Origin of the sequence: Sphaerisporangium sp. NPDC049002 (assembly GCF_040649355.1) — a bacterium.
GTDB lineage: Bacteria > Actinomycetota > Actinomycetes > Streptosporangiales > Streptosporangiaceae > Sphaerisporangium.
In genome coordinates this window covers 1-18,117 of the sequence record NZ_JBEZFH010000161.1, presented here as the reverse complement: position 1 = coordinate 18,117, position 18,117 = coordinate 1, and the positions used below count along the sequence as shown (strand labels likewise).

Below are 18,117 nucleotides of genomic sequence, written 5' to 3'. Positions count from 1 at the left end.
TACATTCCGAACCCGGAAGTTAAGCTTTCCAGCGCCGATGGTACTGCACCGGGGACGGTGTGGGAGAGTAGGACACCGCCGGACAAATATTTGATTGGTAGGGAAGCCATCCACATTGTGGGTGGCTTCCCTGCGTTATGGGGTCTTTTCCTCGTACGCATCGAAGCGATGGACCATTTTCACGTCCGTCCCAAGCGTCGGAGACGGCACGTACCTGCCGAAGCGAAGGAAACGGAAGATCAGACGTGCGGTTCTCCAGGGACCAGATTCAGACGTGCAGCTCTCCGGACCAGATGGTGATGGCATTCCCGCTGATCTCGGTGCGTTCGCCGCGCACGGTGGTGTGGACGATGCCGCCCCGCTGGGACAGCTGCGCACCCACCAGGGAATCGCGGCCGAGCTTCGCCGACCAGTAGGGCCCGAGCATGCAGTGGGCGGAGCCGGTGACCGGATCCTCGGGAACGCCGGCGCTGGGCGCGAAGAACCGTGAGACGTAGTCGACGTCCCCTGAGGGATCCGAGGCGCGGGCGGTGACGCACACGGCCCGCGCTTCGAGCGCGGTCAGGGCGTCGATGTCGGGGGCCAGGTCGTGGACGACCTTCTCGGACTCCAGCTCGACGAGCACGTCCATGCGGCCCATGCCGACCCACGCCGGGGACACCCCGAGCGCCTTGACCAGGGTCGCCGGAGCGGAAATCTCTTCCGGAAGATATGACGGGAAATCCATCGAGATACGGCCGTGATCAAGTTGATTAGTGGTCAGAATTCCACTCTTTGTAGAAAACTCGATCGAGCCGGAGGCGGCGCCCGTCGAATACAGAACGTGCGCGGAGGCGAGCGTCGCGTGGCCGCACAGCGCCACCTCGACGGCCGGGGTGAACCACCGCAGGGAGTACGGCCGGCCCTCGCCCTGGTCCGCCACGAAGGCCGTCTCGGAGTGTCGCATCTCGCTGGCCAGCGCCTGCATCCAGTCGGCGGATCTCGGAGAGTCCAGCAGGCAGACGGCCGCCGGGTTACCCTTGAAGGCCTGATCCGTGAACGAATCGACGGTGAAGATACGCATGCCGACGATCCTATCCACCCCCAGATAACCGGTCGAAACGGCAGCGAAAACCGTGCAAAATCAAAACTACGTGGGCGTGTCGCGCGGCCCCAGCCGATACGTGAGTTACGGTCATTTGTGTCGGGGCACGGCGAAACTGGCCGGTTCTCGCGGAAAGGACAGCCGATGGGGGCAGTGCGCAGGGTGGTGAGCTACCTTGGCCTGGGCGATGGGGATCAGTACGACGAGCCCTACGACTACGACGAGTACGAGGATGAGTACATGCCCGCGTCGGAACGGGCCGCCAGGCGCTGGGGGTCGGGTGGGGATCCCGCACGGATCATCATGATCCGCCCGCGGAAGTATTCCGACGCGCTTACCGTGGGACAGCACTTCCGGGAGGGCCAGGCGGTCATCATGGACGTCGCGGGGATGTCCATGGCCGAGGCGACGCGGATGGTCGATTTCGCCGCCGGCCTGACGTATGGCTGCGAGGGACGCATTGAGCGGATCGCCGACAAGGTCTTCCTGCTGGCCCCTGCCGACGTCGAGATCTCGACCACCTAGCCACCACGGCCCCGGCTCCGCCGGCGGCTCGGACGATGGCCAGGGTCGTCGCCCGGACCACGGACTCGCTTCGTGGTTGACGACCCAGGCGTCCCTGCCCGCGCGGATCGCCGCGGCCGTGGTGCTCATGCTTCCCGCCGCGGGAGCGATCCGCAGGGGCAGCTCGATGCGGGACAACGGGTACGTCGTGAAGGCCGCCAGAGCCCTCCTGAGCGGGCACTCCCCCTACGCCGACGAGCGCTTCCTCTACCTGCCGAGCAGCGCGGTCGCGGCGCTCTCCGAGGCCTGGCTCGACGATCGGACGATCCACCTGGTGTTCCCCTTCGTCCTGGCGGTGCTCACCCTGGCGGGGTGGTCGCTGGCTCTCGGGCTCTGCGGGGTGCGGGTGGGGAGCCGCCTGGGAGTCCTCGGGATGGCCGCCACCGCCCTGCTCTTCGGCTATCGCAGCCTGCTCACCGTGGGGAACTGGAGCGTGGTCGCGGTGGTGGCGCTGCCGGCGGCGCTGCTGCTGTGCTCGCGGAACCGCTGGAGCGCCGCCGCGGTGGTCGCCGGGGTGTCCATCGCGCTGAAGCCCATGCTCGTGCCGCTCGCGCTGCTCTTCCTGTTCGCCCGGCGGCGCCGGGCGCTCGTCACGCTGGTCGCGGTGCCGCTGGTCCTCGTCCTCCTCTCCCTGCCCTTCACGCCCGAGCCGGGGAGGTTCGTGTCCAGTACGCTGCCGTTCCTGCTCCACGGGCAGGACGAGTACGCGAGACCGTACGACGCGTCGCTGGCCTCGATCCTGCCCCGGCTGGGTGCGGGCGGCGAGGTCACTCTGGCGGTCAGGAGCGTGGTCGGGCTCGTGGGCCTGCTGCTCGCCTGGACGCGCTGGCACCTCCCCGACGACACCGTTCCTCTGGACCGTTTCGTTCCGCTGAGGGGGCCGGCCGGTCTCGGAGCAGGAGAAGTCCTCGGGTCCCTGGAGCTCAGGCTGGTCGAGACCGTCAGCATGATCATGCTGACGGTCTTCCTGGTCTTCACCCCGGCGTTCGGGCACTACTCGCTGGTGATCCTTCTGCCGCTCGCCGCCACCGCCGTCGACCGACGCTCGGTGGCCCGTTCTCCGTGGTTCTGGGTGGCCCTGGCACCGCAGTTCCCGGGCGTGGAGATCCCCGGCCTCACCATGCCCGAGACGCGCGCGTTCACGGTCTTCTTCATGCACGGCGTGCTGGCCCTGCTGCTCGCTCTGCGTACGCTCCGAGATCGGAGCGCTCCGGGCGACTCGCACGAGGTCGGCGAATGGCAGAGGGAAGAGGTCGAGCGGGTGGTCGTCACCGCTGGTCGGCGACCGCCGGACCTCGGCGGAGCAGGCGGGTGAGCGCCGAGAGGTTCGCGGCCGAGGTCTCGGACCGCTGGGCGGCCTCGCGGGCGTAGTCGTGTAATGCCCACACCGCCTGCTCGGCCTGCTCGCGCAGCTGTGTCACCTCGGCCTCGACGCGCCGCGCCTCCGCCTGCTCGCGGCTGTTGAGGCGCCACAGCAGGTAGCCGACGATCCCTCCGAGGACCAGCGCGGCGATGGCGAAAAGCTCGGAGACCGTGAACGCGAGCACCAGTGCCACGATCGGCAGCAACGCCGGCCCGTACACGAGCCAGCGCCCGGATCCGCGCGACGCGGCCTCGGCTCTGACGCGCTCCTCGGCCGTCGCGAGCGAGGCCGCGTCCGGTCCCTCGGGCCGGAGTGTGACGTCGTGCCCGAGGATCGGCACGGTGATCTCGGTGGGTGGCGCCACCTGGGTCGCCTGCGCGAGCTCGCCGGCGGCCGAGCGTACGACGGGCGCGGCCACGTGGAAGGCGATGGCCGCCAGGTGCGGGTCTGAGCCCGACTGGACGTCGTCGAGCAGGTGCCCCGTGAGGGAGCCCATCGGGCCCGGCTCCTCCGATCCGATGAGGGACCGGAGCACGGTCAGCGGCTCGGCGTCCGGCCACGGGCCGGGGCTCTTGGATCGCGGGATCACGGACGGGCGGGTGGCGGTGATCTCGGTGCACCGTTCGAGCAGGCGGGACAGCCGGGCCGCCGCCTGGACGGGCTCGGCGAGCGAGGGCACCTCGGCGAGGTCGGGCAGGGCGCTGAGCGCCGGCGACACGGCGACGGACGTCTCGGCCGGGACGAGGGCACGCAGCCAGCGCTCGGGCTCCGCGGTCGAGGGCACGGCGGCGGCGTCGAGCTTGCGCAGTACGAAGATCTTCCCCGCGGGCCCGTACGCGCCGCGGGCGGCGGCCGTCCAGAGGGCGCGCTGACCGGGCGTGACGGGACGCTCGGTCGACAGGTCGCCGAACGCGGTGCCGAGCCAGGAGGCGTGGACACGGTCGCCGTGCCCGCTCACGGCGAGCGACAGGCAGAGGAACAGCGCGGTCGCGGCCTCGTCGAGCTGGGCCGCGCGGGTGAGCGGCTTCAGGGCGTCCTCACCGGTGAGGATCAGTACGAGGGCCTCGGTGGCGGGGGCGAGCCAGTGCCCCGGCACGTCAAGGGTGTTCGGAGGCGGCGGTGGCACGGTGCCGTCGGCCGCGAGATGGGTGAACAGGGCCTCGGCGTACCGCCGCAGCTCGGAGACGTCGCCGTCGCGGTCGGCCGGCTCCGCCGGGTGCCCGGGAGGCCCTTCGGCGTGGCGCTGTGGCTTCGTCGGCTCCGCGGTCCCGGGGACGTCGGGGTTCGCGGTCAGATCCATGCTCAAAACGGACAGCTCCCCGAAGGCGTGAGGAAGGCCCCCGGCGGCGAGGGTTCGGCGGACACTCCCATGACCGCGCCCAGGTTAGTTCTTTGGGCGCGGCAGTGTAGGGCGGCACGCCGACGGGAGCGAGGAACAGCGAGGAAGTTGGCCCGGCCGCGATCGGACGCGGCCGGACCGGCATGACTACATGCGATCGGGCACAGGGACGCCGAGAAGGTTCAGACCGGACTGCAGCACGCGCAGGCTCAGCGCGCACAGCGCGAGACGCGAGGCCCTCGTCCGCGGGTCGACGTCGTCCTTCAGCACCGGGCACTTCTCGTAGAACGTGGTGAACGCGCTCGCGGTCTCGTAGAGGTAGGCGCAGACGCGGTGGGGCTCGGCCGTGGCCGCGGCGTTCTCGACCACCGTGCCGAAGCCCAGCAGCTGGAGCGCCAGATCGCGCTCGGCCGGCTCGCCGAGGACGATCGGCCCGGTCACCTCGGCCGGGTCGACGCCGCCCTTGCGGAAGATCGAGCGGATTCTGGCCGTGGCGTACTGCATGTAGGGCCCGGTGTTGCCGGTGAACGCCAGCATGCGGTCGAAGTCGAAGATGTACTCGCTGTCGTGGCTGACCGACAGGTCGGCGTACTTCACGGCGCCTATGCCGACCGTGCGGGCGATCTCGGAGCGGGTCGCCTCGTCGTACCCCCGCTCGGCGATGGCGGCCGAGGCGCGCTCGATGGCCTCGTCGAGCAGGTCGGTCAGCTTGATCGACTGGCCGCTGCGGGTCCTGAACCTGCGGCCGTCGGAGCCCAGCATCATGCCGATCTGGATGTGCTCGGCGGAGACGTCGTCGGTCAGCCAGCCGGCCTGCCGGGCGGCGGCGAAGACCATCTGGAAGTGGAGCGCCTGCTCGTTGCCCACGACGTACAGGATGCGGTCGGCCTTGACGTCGCGCACCCGGTAGCGGATTGCGGCGAGGTCGGTGGTGGCGTAGCCGTACCCGCCGTCGCTCTTCCTGATGATCAAGGGCAGCGGCTTGTCGTCGCTGCCCTTGAAGCCCGGCGGGAACACGCACAGCGCGCCCTCGCTCATCACGGCGACCCCGGAGGCCTCAAGGTCGGCGCAGGTCTCCGCGAGCATGGGGTTGTACATGCTCTCGCCGGCGATGTCGCTGTCGGTCAGCGTGACGCCCAGCGTGGAGTAGACCTTGTTGAAATAGCGGAGCGTGGCGTCCATGAACAGGTGCCAGAGCCGGATGGTCTCGGGCTCCTCGGCCTGGAGGGTCGCCACGCGCCGGCGCGAGCGCTCCTTGAACGCGGCGTCGGCGTCGAACTTGGTGCGGGCCTCCTGGTAGTAGTCGTTGCCCTCGCCGGCCTCAAGCCGGGCGATCGCGTTGGCCTCGCCGATGTCGAGCAGGTGCTCGATGAGCATGCCGAACGGAGTGCCCCAGTCGCCCAGATGGTTCTGCCGGACGGCGCGGTTGCCGAGGTGCTCCAGCATGCGGACCAGGGAGTCGCCGACGATGGTGGTGCGGAGGTGCCCGACGTGCATCTCCTTGGCGGCGTTGGGCGCGGAGTAGTCGACGATGACCGTCTGCGGGGGCGTGGTCAGCCCGACCCCGCTGCGGGGGTCCTCAAGGGTCGCCAGGGCCTGGGCGGCGATCCAGTCGTCCTTGAGCGTGATGTTGAGGAAGCCGGGCCCGCTGATCTCGACGCTTTCGAAGACGTCGCCGGTTCCGCCGGAGCCGAGCGCGTCGGCGATGGCCTGGGCGACCTCCCGCGGCGCTCGTCGCAGCCGCTTGGCCAGGCTCAATGCCACGTTCGCCTGGTAGTCGGCGAACTGGGAGGGCCGGATCAGCGGGTCAGCGCCTGCGTACTCCGGACCGAACGCGGTGCCCAGCGCTTGCTGGACCCGCTCGGTGAGCACGAGCTGCGGGTCGGTCATGCTCCAAGGATATCTGCTGATCATCAGCACCGAACGTGGATATCCGGCCGCCTCCATGACACTGGGGCTGAAGTGACACCGGAGGTCCTCACCAGAGGCGATGCGACTTCTGCGTGGTCGCGATGCGCTCGCCGACGTGGCCGACGGTGCCCTGGCGGGCGAGTGTCGCGGCGAGCACGCAGGCCGCGGCGACGCCCTTGGCCGTCGAGGAGCCGTGGGCGATGACCACGGTGCCGTTCAGGCCGAGCAGGACCGCGCCGCCGTACGCCTCGGGGTCGAGCCGGCCGCGCAGCTCGCGCAGCCGCCCCCGCTGGAAGAGCGCGCCGAACCGCGCCATACGGCCGCCCTCCAGCGTCTCGCGCAGCTCGGTGAACGCGTAGCGGACGGTGCCCTCCATGGTCTTGAGGGCCACGTTGCCCGTGAAGCCGTCGGTGACGATGACGTCCACGACGCCCTTCAGCAGATCGTGGCCCTCGACGTTGCCCGTGAAGTTCAGGCCGGGGGAGGCGGAGAGGAGCTCGTGTGCCCGCTTGGCGAGCTTGTTGCCCTTCTCGGCCTCCCCGCCGATGGTGAGCAGCCCCACCCGTGGCCGCTCGATCGTGAGGGCCGTCTCGGCGTAGGCCACTCCCAGGTGGGCGAACTGCACCAGGATCTCCGGCTTGACGTCGGCGGTGGCGCCCGCGTCCAGCAGGATCGTGGGATGGGGCCTGGTCGGCAGGGGGACGGCGATCGCCGGCCGGAGCACGCCCGGCTGGGCCCGCAGGCGGAGCTTGCCCGTCGCCACCACCCCGGCGGTGGATCCGGCGGACACGACGGCGGACGCGTCGCCCCGCCGTACGAGATGGCAGGCCACGGCGATGCTGGAGCGTGGACGGCGCAGGCTGGCGAGGGCGCCCTCGTCCATGGTGAGGGTCTCCTCCGCCCGGACGATGGGGATCTCCCCGGCCGCGTCCAACTCGGCGAGGGCCTCGGAGATGGCCGGGGGCGCGCCGACGAGGACGATGGGCACCCCGTGCTCCCGTACGGCCCGCACGGCTCCCGCCACGATCTCGCCAGGGGCGTGGTCGCCTCCCATGGCGTCAAGGGCTATCGGCGGAATGCCATCCAAGCGGTCACCTCGTGCGGAATGAGTGCGTGTCCCGCATCGTAGGTGGCCCGGCGGACTACTGTGCGCGCCAGGGCCAGTGCCAGTCGGCGGCGCCGCGCGAGACCACGACCTTGCCGAACATCGCCGTGCCGGTTACGCGGATGAGAGGGCCGCTCGCGTCGCCGCCCTGCTCGCCGCCGGAGACGTGGCGCTTGGAGAAGATCGCTTTGCCCTCGTCGATCACCCGCGCGTTGCCGGGCACGCGCACGATCAGCTTCCCGCAGAACGAGTTGAGCTCCAGGGTGACCTCGCGGCCAGGGAGCACGGCGTCGGTGAGGTCGATGATCAGCGCTCCGAAGGTCGAGCGCAGTACGGTGTGGCGCCCGGCGACCCAGCGGCCGGACCGGATGACCTTGCTGAACACCGCCGCGACCTCTTGCTGGTCCGCGCTGAACGCCGCCCCGGGCGTTCTGGCGACGTCGGCCAGGTCGCGGGTCAGCGGGACCAGGTCGCCGATGGTAACAGCGGTGTAGGCCGCCTCAAGCCGGTCGGCGTGCTCGACGCTGGTGAGGCGGCCGGTCGCGAGCCCCTCGCCGAGAACGGCGGCGACTCGATCACGATCGGCGTCGGAGGCGCGCTGCGAGGTATCCGCTGCGCGCGAGGCTGTTTCGCCTGCCTCGAAGGGCGTAAGGGAGCTCACAGACGCCAGACTAACCCAACTCAAGATATGTCGCGATAGCTGAAAGGTTTTACCAAGCCTTTTCGGTCGTACGGAACCGAGCCGACTCGCTGGCGCGTCCGTTAAGGAAAGTGACAGACGCATGACAGGGGCATCAGGTTTACCGGAGAGCACACAAGAGAGGAAAAATCTCGAGTGACCCTTACACACACCGGTACACGAGGATTCAGGGCCTACACGGCCAAACACCTGGACGATCTTCTGAAGCGAGCCGAGTTCGACTACGAGACCCGGCTGCGCATCCGGGCGGTGGCGTCCGTGCTCCCCTTCCGGACCAACGCGTACGTCGTCGACGAGCTGATCGACTGGTCGGACATCCCCGACGACCCGATATACCGGTTGGTGTTCCCGCAGGAGAACATGCTCCCCGAGGCCGACGTGACCCGTATCGCCGGACTCCTCCGCGCCGACGCGCCTGCCCGTGAGATCCAGGTGGCCGCGAACGCGGTGCGGATGAGGCTCAACCCCCACCCGGCGGGGCAGATGGAGCTCAACATTCCGAAGGCCGGAAGCGAACCGGTGCCGGGCATGCAGCACAAGTACCCGGAGACCGTCCTGTTCTTCCCCAAGCAGGGGCAGACCTGTCACGCGTACTGCACGTACTGCTTCCGCTGGGCGCAGTTCGTCGGCGAGCCCGACCTGAAGATGGCCACCGACGACATCGAGGGCCTCGTGCGGTATCTGCGGGAGCATCCGCAGGTCACCAGCGTGCTGTTCACGGGCGGCGACCCGATGATCATGAGCGGTCCGGTGCTGCGGCGGTACGTCGAGCCGCTGCTCGCGCTGGAGCAGCTTGAGTCGATCCGCATCGGTACCAAGTCGCTCGCGTACTGGCCCGGGCGCTTCGTGACCGACCCGGACGCGGCGGAGACGCTGCGCCTGTTCTCCGCCGTGGTGGAGTCGGGCAAGAACCTCGCCTTCATGGCACACTTCTCCCACCCCCGGGAGATGGACTCGCGGCTCGTGCAGACCGCCGTGCGCGCGATCAGGGACACGGGCGCGGTGATCAGGACCCAGGCGCCGCTGATCAGGTCGATCAACGACCACCCGGACACGTGGGTGGAGATGTGGCGCACCCAGCACGCGCTGGGCATGGTGCCGTACTACATGTTCGTCGAGCGCGACACGGGCCCGCAGGACTACTTCGCGGTGCCGCTGGCCCGGGCGTACGAGATCTTCCGTGACGCCTACGCGCGGGTTTCCGGGCTGTGCCGCACGGTGCGGGGGCCCTCGATGTCGTCGACGCCGGGGAAGGTGTGCGTCGACGGCGTCACCGAGGTGGCGGGCCAGAAGGTCTTCGTGCTCCACCTCATACAGGCCCGGGATCCGAGCCTGGTCGGGAGGCCGTTCTTCGCGCGCTACGACCCGGAGGCGGTCTGGATCGGCGACCTGCGGCCGGCCTTCGCCGACCGCTTCCCCTTCGACCCCGCCACGGTGGGCGCGGACGATCTCGTGGCGCGCTGAGCGAGCCGGAGAAGACCGGCCGGCGCCCCCAGGCGGGGGGTGCCGGCCGGGCCGGTGTTCGAACGGTGGGCGAAGGAACGGGCGGATATCGGTTGGACGATGAACTCGGTGTCAGGCGCCCGGGGCGCGCACGTAGGTGCGGCGGGCGATCTGGGCCTGCAGGCGGGCCATCTGCCAGTGCAGCTCGATGAGCTGCTCGGCGAGCAGGCCACGTGGAATGTCCGACGGGTCCTCGGCGGACAGGTGATCGATCGCGTTCGCCAGCTCTCGCACCCCGCACCCCCACTCCATCACGGTTTCCTTCAGATCGAATCTACGTTCGAATCATAGTGGAACGCCGTCTGAAGTGTCAGCAGATTCACCCCGCGTGTTCGGACTTCTGTACGGTCTAGCCCGCCGGGTGGCAGCCCGCCCCAGGACCGGGCTCAGGTCTCGTAGACCGGGGCGATGTACCCGCGGGCGAGCGTGTTGCCGGTGATGTTGAAGCCCACGACGGCCGAGGGCGTGTCGCCGTCGAGGCCGAGCCTCTCCACCCCGAGGGCGTGCACGGCGAACAGGTAGCGGTGCGGGGCGCCGGGAGGCGGCGCGGCGCCGCCGTACGCGCGCGTGCCGTAGTCGGTACGGCCGTGGACGGCGCCCTCGGGCAGGCCCTTCATGTCGCCCGAGCCGGCCCCGGTCGGGAGTTCGGTCACCTCGGCGGGGATGTCGAACAGGACCCAGTGCCAGAATCCGCTGCCGGTCGGGGCGTCGGGGTCGAAGCACGTCACGGCGTAGCTCTTGGTGCCCTCGGGCGCGCCCGACCAGCGCAGGTGAGGCGACAGGTTGCGCCCCGTCATCCCCCAGTCGTCGAAGACATGGTCGTCCGACATGCGCTCCCCGTCGCTCACGTCGTCGCTCTCGACGGTCAGCGAGGGGACCTCGGGGAGGAAGTCATAGGGAATCGGCGGTTGCTTGGCCACGGTGGACCTCCGATGGAAGGGCGGTTTCGGTCGCCCCCATCTTGCCCCGTGCCGCGCGGCTCAGACGATCAGCGGCCCGGGTGAGCGCCGTCGGTCCCCGGGCGGATGATTCGGTGGCCCGGGTGAGCGCCGTCGGTCCCCGGGCGGACGATCAGGAGTTGTAGGCGGCGAGCACCGTCGCCGGGTCGCCGTCCATCTTGATCTGCCCCTTGTGCAGCCAGATGACCCGGTTGCAGGTCTCCTCGATGACGTCGAGGTTATGGGCGACCAGGAACACCGTGCCGGCCTGCTCGCGCATCTGGTGGATGCGCTCCTGGCTCTTGCGCTTGAAGTCGCGGTCGCCGGTGGCGAGCGCCTCGTCGATGAGCAGCACGTTGTGGACCTTGGCCGAGGCGATGGCGAAGCGGAGCCGGGCGCCCATGCCGGAGGAGTACGTCGACATCGGGAACTGCACGAACTCGCCGATGCCGGAGAACTCGACGATCTCGTCGTAACGCTCCCTGACCTGGGCGGGGGTCATGCCCATGGCGTAGCAGCCGAGCACGATGTTGCGCTCGCCCGTCAGCTCCTTCATGAGCGCGGCGTTGACGCCGAGCAGCGAGGGCTGGCCGTCGGTGTAGACCGAGCCCTTGTGCGGGGGCAGCAGGCCGGCGATGGCCCGCAGCAGCGTCGACTTGCCGGAGCCGTTGCGCCCGATGATGCCGATGGCGTCGCCGTGACGGGCGACGAAGGAGACGCCCTTGACGGCGTGGACCTCCTTCATCTGCGGCCGTCCCTGGCGCCGGATGATGCGCATGAGGGCGTTGGCGGCGTTGCCCTTCTCGGCCGCGCTGGCCGCGCCGTACACGCGGTAGACGATGTGGAGGCCGTCGACGATGACCGTCGGCGCGCCGGGTGCGTCCACCGGCTCCGCCGCGGGCTGGGACGCCGCCTCATCGTTCGGGTGGGCCATCTGGGACAGCTCCTTGGTCAGCTCAGCCACGGCCATACCTCTCCTCGGCCCGCCAGAAGTACCAGAAGCCGCCGATCAACGCGACCGCGGCCCAAAAGCCAGCGTATAGCCACAGTTGGGGGAGGCTGCTGTGGGGGAAATGATGCTTGGCCAGGTCCTGCGGGTAGGTGCTGAGGATCAGGTGCCGTATCAGGTCGATGAAGACCGAAGGAGGGTTGAACTCCAGCAGGAAGCGCGCCCACTCGGGGGCGTCCTTCATGCGGGCCGGGATGCTGTAGAAGACACCCGATGTGTAGAGCCAGGTGCGCAGGATGAACGGGAGCAGTTGGTTCATGTCGCGGACGAAGGCCCCGACACGCGCCAGGAGCAGGCTCACGCCGACGTTGAAGATCGTCTGAAGCAGCAGGGCGAACGGGACGAGCAGCCACAGCCAGGTCAGCGACTCGCCCGTGACGAGCACGATGACGGCCAGCACGCCCATCGAGATGGCCAGCTGCTGGAACTCCTGGATGGTGTACGCCAGCGGGAGCGCGGCCCTCGGGAAGTGGAGCGCCCGGATCAGCGAGAGGTTCCCCGAGATCGACTTGGCGCCGCCGGTGATGGACCGCTGCGTGTACGAGTACACGAAGACGCCAGTTATCAGGAAGGCGGTGTAGTTGGTGATGTCCGCCTTCTGCCCCATGATCACGCCGAACATGAGGAAGTAGACCCCGGCGTTCAGGAGCGGCGTCAGCACCTGCCACAGCTGGCCGAGTGCCGAGTCGGAGTACTTCGAGACGTTGCGCGACGTGGCGTACGTGAAGACGAAGTGTCGCCTGTCCCACAATTGACGCAGGTAGGCGGGCAGACTGGGACGCGCGATGGCGCGTCGCAACCCGTGGCGCTCGGCGAGCGCGGACAGCGATTCCTTCCCGCTGGGGGAGGAGCCGCTCGCCCGGTCGCCCGCCCGGGAGTCCGCGACAGCGGATTCCGGCTGACTCATGGCATGGACTCTATTGGATACGGGTGAATGACATGCCTGCGGTGCCGCTTGACCACCCTGGATCATGAGAACACAGGGAGCCGGTCAAGGCCAACCCATGGCGTCGCCGCAGGTCCGTTGAGGGTTGGATGCTTATGTCCTGGCCTGCCCCAGGATGCGACCACTGCCAGTGCGTGTGTACCTTGGTGAGGTCTTTATGCCTGATCAAGGCATTGTTGACAGCGTAGTTGGTATGCGTGTGACGTCCGACAGGGACACGTGTGACCGAACTGCAATGCGCCAGAGACTCGCTGGTGAGAAGTAGTGAGGGATGCTCACGGTCGACTGGCAGGGCGTCAACTGATTTGACCGTGTCCGCGAATTCCAGGGACGGATCCCTTGGAAGCGCATGCGACATGGGCGATTCAGTGCCATTGCCCACCTTAGAGGGAGGATTAATCCACGATGCGTGTGACCAAGGGCGCACAGATCGTCGCCGGGACCGCGCTGCTCGCGCTGGCGGTTGCGGCGTGCGGCGGCAGCGGCGACACGTCCGGCTCCAGCTCGAGCGCCGCCGGAAACGCCGGGGCGGTCCGGGTCGAGATCGCTGAACCCCAGCACGACCTGATTCCGGGCAACACCACTGAGTCCAGCGGCGCTGAAGTGCTGAACGCGCTGTTCGTCGGTCTCGTTGACTACGACGCGGACAAGAAACCCTTCAACCGCGTGGCCGAGTCCATTGAGTCGCCCGACTCCACGACGTGGACGATCAAACTCAAGGATGGGTACAAGTGGCACAACGGTGAGCCCGTTGTCGCCCAGAACTTCGTCGACTCCTGGAACTTCACCGCCAACGGTGCCAACGCCCAGGAGGGCAACTACTTCTTCGGCAGCATCACCGGCTACGACGATCTGAACCCGGGCGAGGGCAAGACGCCGACGGCGACCGCACTGAGTGGTCTGAAGGTCGTCGACGACAAGACCTTCACCGTCGAGCTGAAGAACCCCTTCTCCGGCTTCCCGACGATGCTGGGCTACACGGCGTTCTACCCGCTTCCCAAGGCCGCCTTCGAGACCGAGGGCAAGCTGAAGGCCGACTTCGGCGGCAACCCGATCGGCAACGGTCCCTTCAAGGTCTCCAAGCCGTGGAAGCGCGGCACGGACCAGACCATCTCCTTGGTCCGCAACGAGGACTTCAAGGAGGGCAAGGCCAAGATCGACGCGGTCGACTTCAAGATCTACACCGACCTGAACACCGCGTTCAACGACCTGCGCGCCGGCAACCTGGACATCATGGACCAGCTGCCCGCCGAGGCCATCTCCACGGCCAAGCAGGAGTTCGGCGACCGGTACATCGAGCAGCCGTCCTCCGGCATCGGCTACATCGGCTTCCCGATCCACAACGGTGCCGACTACTCCAAGAGCGCGGACGTCCGCAAGGCGATCTCCATGGCGATCGACCGCAAGACGATCACCGAGACCGTCTTCTCCGGCACCCGCGTCCCCGCCGACGACTTCATCAGCCCGGTCGTCTCCGGTTACCGCCAGGGCGCCTGCGGCGAGGCCTGCACCTACGACCCCGCCAAGGCCAAGGCGCTGTTCGAGCAGGCCGGTGGCCCGAAGATGGGCGCCATCGAGATCGGCTACAACGGTGACGGCGGCCACAAGGAGTGGATCGAGGCCATCGCCAACAACCTGCGCACCAACCTCGGTGCCGAGGTGACGCCGAAGCCGGTGGAGAAGTTCGCCACCATCCTGGACGACCTGGGCGCCAAGAAGTGGCAGGGCGGCTTCCGTATGGCGTGGATCATGGACTACCCGTCCCCGGAGAACTTCCTGCGCCCGATCTTCGGCTCCGGCGGCAGCTCGAACTACTCGGGCTACAAGAGCAAGCAGTTCGACGACCTGATCACCGCGGGTGACGCGGCCAAGACGCTGGACGAGGGCATCAAGTCCTACCAGCAGGCCGATGACCTTCTCATCAAGGAACTGCCGTACATTCCGGTGTACTTCTACCAGACGAACGGCGCCTACTCGCAGCACGTGAAGAACGTCAAGATTGACCCGTTCGAGCGGATCGACCTGTTCAACGTAGAGAAGGCCTAACGTCAACCGTTCCGGGTGGTTCGGTACCCTGAACCACCCGGAGTGGGCGACCACCCCACGAGGGCAGCCCAGTTGGTTGCGGCGGGCTGCCCTTTGTAATGATCGGGAGACTGAATGGGCCGCTACGTCGTCAGGCGCCTGCTCCAGGCGATCCCTGTGCTGCTGGGCACCACCTTCCTCATCTTCGCCATCGTCTACGCGCTGCCGGGTGACCCCCTCCAGGCGCTGGCCGGCGAGAAACGCGTAGACCCTGTCTTCGCGGCGGCGATGAGAGAACAGTTCCACCTCAACGAGCCGCTCATCGTCCGGTACGGCTACTACATCCGTGACATCGTGACCGGCAATTTCGGGACCACCTTCCGTGGGCTTCCCGTGTCGACCATCTTCGAGGGCAAGTTCCAGGTCACCTTCAAGCTGGCCATCACCGCCCTCATCTTCGAGGCGATCATCGGCATCGGTCTCGGCCTGTGGGCGGCGCTGCGCCGGGGTAGGTGGGAGGACAAGTTCATCCTCGCCATCACGCTGCTGATGGTGTCGATCCCCACCCTGGTCAGCGGCTTCGTCCTCCAGTTGGTTCTCGGCGTGAAGCTGAAGCTGGGCACGGGCATCGACTTCTTCCCCGTCGCCGGAGTGCAGGACGGGATGCGCAGCTACCTCCTGCCGGGCTTCGTCCTCGCCATGGTCTCGATCGCCTACCTCACGCGGCTGACGCGGACGAGCCTCATGGAGACGCTCCGCGCCGACTACATCCGTACGGCCATCGCGAAGGGCATGCCGCGGCGACGGGTGCTGGGACGGCACGCCCTGCGGAACTCGCTGATCCCCCTGGTGACCTACCTGGGAGCGGACCTCGGCACGCTGATGGGAGGTGCGGTGATCACCGAGACCATCTTCAACCTGCCCGGCATCGGCCAGCAGCTCTTCCAGTCGGTCTACCTGCGGGAGAACCCCGTGGTGGTGGGCATCGTCACGGTCCTGGTCCTGATCTACATCGTGGCGAACCTCGTCGTCGACCTGCTGTACGCCGTACTCGACCCCAGGATCCGCTATGAGTAACGACACTCTCCCGGCTACCGCACCGGCGCAGCCCGTCAAGCCGGCGAAGGGCAAGAGGCCCGCGAGCCTGTGGTCGGACGCGTGGTACGACCTGCGGCGCAACCCGGTGTTCCTCATCGGCGCCGCCATGATCACCCTGTTCGTGGCCATCTCCGCGTTCCCCGGCGTGTTCGACACCGTGGGCGTGGACCCGTCGACCTGCTCCCTCGCGCAGGCTCGCAAGGGGATCACCGGCGAGCACTGGTTCGGCACGGACAACCTCGGCTGTGACGTCTACTCCCGCGTGATCCACGGCGCCCGGGTCTCGATCATCGTCGGCATCGTCAGCGCGGTGGTGACCGGTATCGTCGGCGGCGCGCTCGGCCTGCTCGCGGGCTTCTACGGGCGCTGGGTCGACGTGATCCTCTCGCGTGCCGCCGAGATCTTCTTCGCGATCCCCTCCATTCTCGGCGCCCTGCTGATCCTGGCCGTGATCGGACGCGACAACGCGGGTATCGCCAGCGTCGTGCTCGCTCTCGCCCTGCTGGCCTGGCCGATGATCCTGCGCATCATGCGGGCGTCGGTCATCACGGCCAAGCACCAGGACTACGTCATGGCGGCCCGCGCGCTCGGCGCGGGCCCCGGGCGGATCATGATGCGGCACATCCTGCCCAACGCGATCGCGCCGGTGATCGTGGTGTCCACGATCAACCTGGGTGCGTTCATCGCCGCGGAGGCGGCCCTGTCCTTTCTCGGCGTGGGCATCCAGTCACCCCAGATCTCCTGGGGCCTGATGATCGCGGACGCGCGCAACCGCTTCCTGGAGGCGCCGCTGCCGTTGCTGTTCCCCGCGCTGTTCCTGAGCCTCATCATCCTCAGCGTGGTCATGCTGGGTGACGCGGTTCGTGACGCGCTCGACCCGAAGCTGCGGTAGGAGAGGGCACCGAAGGTGAACAACCCGTCAGCCGACACGCACCCGCTGTCGGACCAACTGGGAAACGAACCCCTGCTCGCCGTGGACAACCTGCACGTGGAGTTCACGACCAGGCAGGGTGTGGTCAGGGCCGTGAACGGCGTGAGCTACACGGTGAACGCCGGCGAGTCCCTCGCGGTGCTCGGCGAGTCCGGTTCGGGCAAGTCGGTGACCGCGCAGGCCATCATGGGCATCCTCGACATGCCGCCCGCCCGGATCCCCAAGGGGGAGATCCGCTTCCGGGGTACGGACATGCTCAAGCTCTCCGACCAGGCGCGCAGTCAGATCCGCGGGCAGCGCATCGCGATGATCTTCCAGGACGCTCTGTCGGCGCTGAACCCGGTGTTCACCGTGGGCTGGCAGATCAGCGAGATGTTCCGGGTGCACCGCGGCATGTCCAAGCGAGACGGCTTGAAGAAGGCCGTCGAGCTCATGGACCGGGTGCGCATCCCGGCCGCCAAGGCGCGCGTGAACGACTATCCTCACCAGTTCTCCGGGGGCATGCGCCAGCGCATCATGATCGCGATGTCGATCGCGCTCGACCCCGAGGTGCTGATCGCGGACGAGCCGACCACCGCGCTCGACGTGACCGTGCAGGCCCAGATCATGGAGCTGCTCGCCGAGTTGCAGCGAGAGAGCAACATGGGGCTGATCCTGATCACCCACGACCTCGGCGTGGTCGCCGACGTCGCGGACAAGATCGCGGTCATGTACGGCGGGCGCATCGTGGAGCACGCCCCGGTCCACGATCTCTACAAGAATCCGGCGCACCCGTACTCCAAGGGCCTGCTGGACTCGATCCCCAGGGTCGACCAGAAGGGCCAGGAGCTCTACGCCATCAAGGGTCTGCCGCCCAACCTGCTCGACATGCCTTCGGGCTGTGCCTTCCACCCCCGCTGCCCGTACGGCCGACCCAACTGCGTGACCGACGTGCCCCCGCTGTACGAGATCAGTGGGACACGCGGAAGCGCCTGCCACTACTACCGGGAGGTCCTCGATGGCACCGTCGGCTGAGCGGATCCTTGAGGTTCGTGATCTGGTCAAGCACTTTCCGCTGAGCCAGGGCATCCTCCTCAAGCGCCAGATCGGTGCGATCAAGGCCGTGGACGGGGTCTCCTTCGACCTGCACCGCGGCGAGACGCTCGGTGTCGTGGGCGAGTCGGGCTGTGGCAAGTCCACGCTGGCCAAGCTGCTGATGGCGCTTGAGCGGCCCACCTCGGGCGAGGTGAAGATCAACGGCGTCGACATGGCCAAGGCGCACGGCGCCGAGCTGAAGCGCATGCGCCGCAACATCCAGATGGTCATGCAGGACCCGTACACCTCGCTGAACCCCCGCATGACGGTCGGCGACATCGTCGGCGAACCGTTCGAGATCCACTCCGACGTGGCGCCCAAGGGCGACCGGCGCAAGAAGGTGCAGGAGCTGCTGGAGGTGGTCGGCCTCAACCCCGAGCACATCAACCGCTACCCGCACCAGTTCTCGGGCGGTCAGCGGCAGCGCATCGGCAAGCCGACCAAGCCCGCGTCCAGCCCCTCCCCGACCGGCAAGGTGTCGGCCGTCGTCGCCGCAGAGGACGAGGTGGCGCGCCTGACCAACGCCG

General features: G+C 68.2%; 17 protein-coding genes and 1 rRNA gene. 9 read left to right on the top strand and 9 right to left on the bottom strand.

The genetic code is table 11. The features are described 5' to 3' along the window. Positions 1-84: ribosomal RNA gene (gene rrf, locus AB0B89_RS26445) — 5S ribosomal RNA — on the top strand; the annotation flags it as partial. A gap of 184 nt (positions 85-268) precedes the next feature. Here the strand turns inward: rrf and AB0B89_RS26440 are convergent. Further along, a complete protein-coding gene (locus tag AB0B89_RS26440) occupies positions 269-1,063 on the bottom strand; it encodes a PhzF family phenazine biosynthesis protein (protein WP_358558192.1) in 795 nt (264 codons plus the stop codon). A gap of 165 nt (positions 1,064-1,228) precedes the next feature. Between AB0B89_RS26440 and sepF the strand changes: the two genes are divergently transcribed. After that, positions 1,229-1,609, top strand: a complete 381-nt coding sequence (gene sepF, locus AB0B89_RS26435; RefSeq protein WP_358558189.1) for a cell division protein SepF — start codon at positions 1,229-1,231, stop codon at positions 1,607-1,609. A gap of 76 nt (positions 1,610-1,685) precedes the next feature. Further along, positions 1,686-2,963 (top strand): glycosyltransferase 87 family protein, encoded by a 1,278-nt coding sequence (locus AB0B89_RS26430; RefSeq protein ID WP_358558186.1) that lies wholly within the window; start codon positions 1,686-1,688, stop codon positions 2,961-2,963. Here AB0B89_RS26430 and AB0B89_RS26425 read toward each other — a convergent pair. From AB0B89_RS26425 to AB0B89_RS26410, 4 genes are all read right to left on the bottom strand, one after another. Next, on the bottom strand, positions 2,917-4,311 hold the full coding sequence (locus tag AB0B89_RS26425) for a hypothetical protein (RefSeq protein ID WP_358558183.1): 1,395 nt from the start codon (positions 4,309-4,311) through the stop codon (positions 2,917-2,919). The two genes, AB0B89_RS26430 and AB0B89_RS26425, sit on opposite strands and share 47 nt — an antisense overlap. 186 nt (positions 4,312-4,497) lie before the next feature. Continuing rightward, complete coding sequence (gene argS / locus AB0B89_RS26420; protein WP_358558180.1) at positions 4,498-6,240, bottom strand: arginine--tRNA ligase; 1,743 nt, start codon at positions 6,238-6,240, stop codon at positions 4,498-4,500. Positions 6,241-6,328: 88 nt separating this feature from the next. Beyond that, positions 6,329-7,348 (bottom strand): phosphate acyltransferase PlsX, encoded by a 1,020-nt coding sequence (plsX, locus tag AB0B89_RS26415; RefSeq protein WP_358558177.1) that lies wholly within the window; start codon positions 7,346-7,348, stop codon positions 6,329-6,331. Between the two features lie 55 nt (positions 7,349-7,403). After that, positions 7,404-8,027, bottom strand: a complete 624-nt coding sequence (locus AB0B89_RS26410; protein WP_358558174.1) for a DUF1707 domain-containing protein — start codon at positions 8,025-8,027, stop codon at positions 7,404-7,406. 174 nt (positions 8,028-8,201) lie between these two features. Here AB0B89_RS26410 and AB0B89_RS26405 point away from each other — a divergent pair, with 174 nt between their 5' ends. Beyond that, positions 8,202-9,530 carry a lysine 2,3-aminomutase gene (locus tag AB0B89_RS26405; protein ID WP_358558171.1) on the top strand — a complete coding sequence of 443 codons (1,329 nt, stop codon included), beginning with the start codon at positions 8,202-8,204 and terminating at the stop codon, positions 9,528-9,530. 111 nt (positions 9,531-9,641) lie between these two features. Here AB0B89_RS26405 and AB0B89_RS26400 read toward each other — a convergent pair whose 3' ends face one another. The 4 genes from AB0B89_RS26400 to AB0B89_RS26385 all read right to left on the bottom strand — a co-directional run bounded on the left by AB0B89_RS26400 (position 9,642) and on the right by AB0B89_RS26385 (position 12,423). Next, complete coding sequence (locus AB0B89_RS26400) at positions 9,642-9,821, bottom strand: hypothetical protein (RefSeq protein WP_358558168.1); 180 nt, start codon at positions 9,819-9,821, stop codon at positions 9,642-9,644. A gap of 134 nt (positions 9,822-9,955) precedes the next feature. Beyond that, positions 9,956-10,489, bottom strand: coding sequence for a YbhB/YbcL family Raf kinase inhibitor-like protein (locus AB0B89_RS26395; protein ID WP_358558165.1), 534 nt, complete (start codon positions 10,487-10,489; stop codon positions 9,956-9,958). A gap of 151 nt (positions 10,490-10,640) precedes the next feature. Then, complete coding sequence (locus tag AB0B89_RS26390; RefSeq protein WP_358558162.1) at positions 10,641-11,471, bottom strand: ABC transporter ATP-binding protein; 831 nt, start codon at positions 11,469-11,471, stop codon at positions 10,641-10,643. Further along, positions 11,464-12,423 (bottom strand): ABC transporter permease, encoded by a 960-nt coding sequence (locus AB0B89_RS26385; protein WP_358558159.1) that lies wholly within the window; start codon positions 12,421-12,423, stop codon positions 11,464-11,466. The genes AB0B89_RS26390 and AB0B89_RS26385 overlap by 8 nt, the downstream gene beginning before the upstream one ends. Before the next feature lie 444 nt (positions 12,424-12,867). Here AB0B89_RS26385 and AB0B89_RS26380 point away from each other — a divergent pair, with 444 nt between their 5' ends. From AB0B89_RS26380 to AB0B89_RS26360, 5 genes are all read left to right on the top strand, one after another. Next, the gene (locus tag AB0B89_RS26380) at positions 12,868-14,508 is read left to right on the top strand and encodes an ABC transporter substrate-binding protein (protein WP_358558156.1); all 1,641 of its coding nucleotides are present in this window, start codon (positions 12,868-12,870) and stop codon (positions 14,506-14,508) included. 114 nt (positions 14,509-14,622) lie between these two features. Beyond that, positions 14,623-15,564 (top strand): ABC transporter permease, encoded by a 942-nt coding sequence (locus AB0B89_RS26375; protein ID WP_358558153.1) that lies wholly within the window; start codon positions 14,623-14,625, stop codon positions 15,562-15,564. Beyond that, on the top strand, positions 15,557-16,477 hold the full coding sequence (locus AB0B89_RS26370) for an ABC transporter permease (protein WP_358558150.1): 921 nt from the start codon (positions 15,557-15,559) through the stop codon (positions 16,475-16,477). The genes AB0B89_RS26375 and AB0B89_RS26370 overlap by 8 nt, the downstream gene beginning before the upstream one ends. A 15-nt stretch (positions 16,478-16,492) precedes the next feature. Continuing rightward, positions 16,493-17,530 (top strand): ABC transporter ATP-binding protein, encoded by a 1,038-nt coding sequence (locus AB0B89_RS26365; protein ID WP_358558147.1) that lies wholly within the window; start codon positions 16,493-16,495, stop codon positions 17,528-17,530. Next, positions 17,514-18,117, top strand: a 604-nt coding sequence (locus AB0B89_RS26360) for a dipeptide/oligopeptide/nickel ABC transporter ATP-binding protein (protein ID WP_358558144.1), incomplete at its 3' end; no start/stop codon positions are given. The genes AB0B89_RS26365 and AB0B89_RS26360, both read left to right, overlap by 17 nt.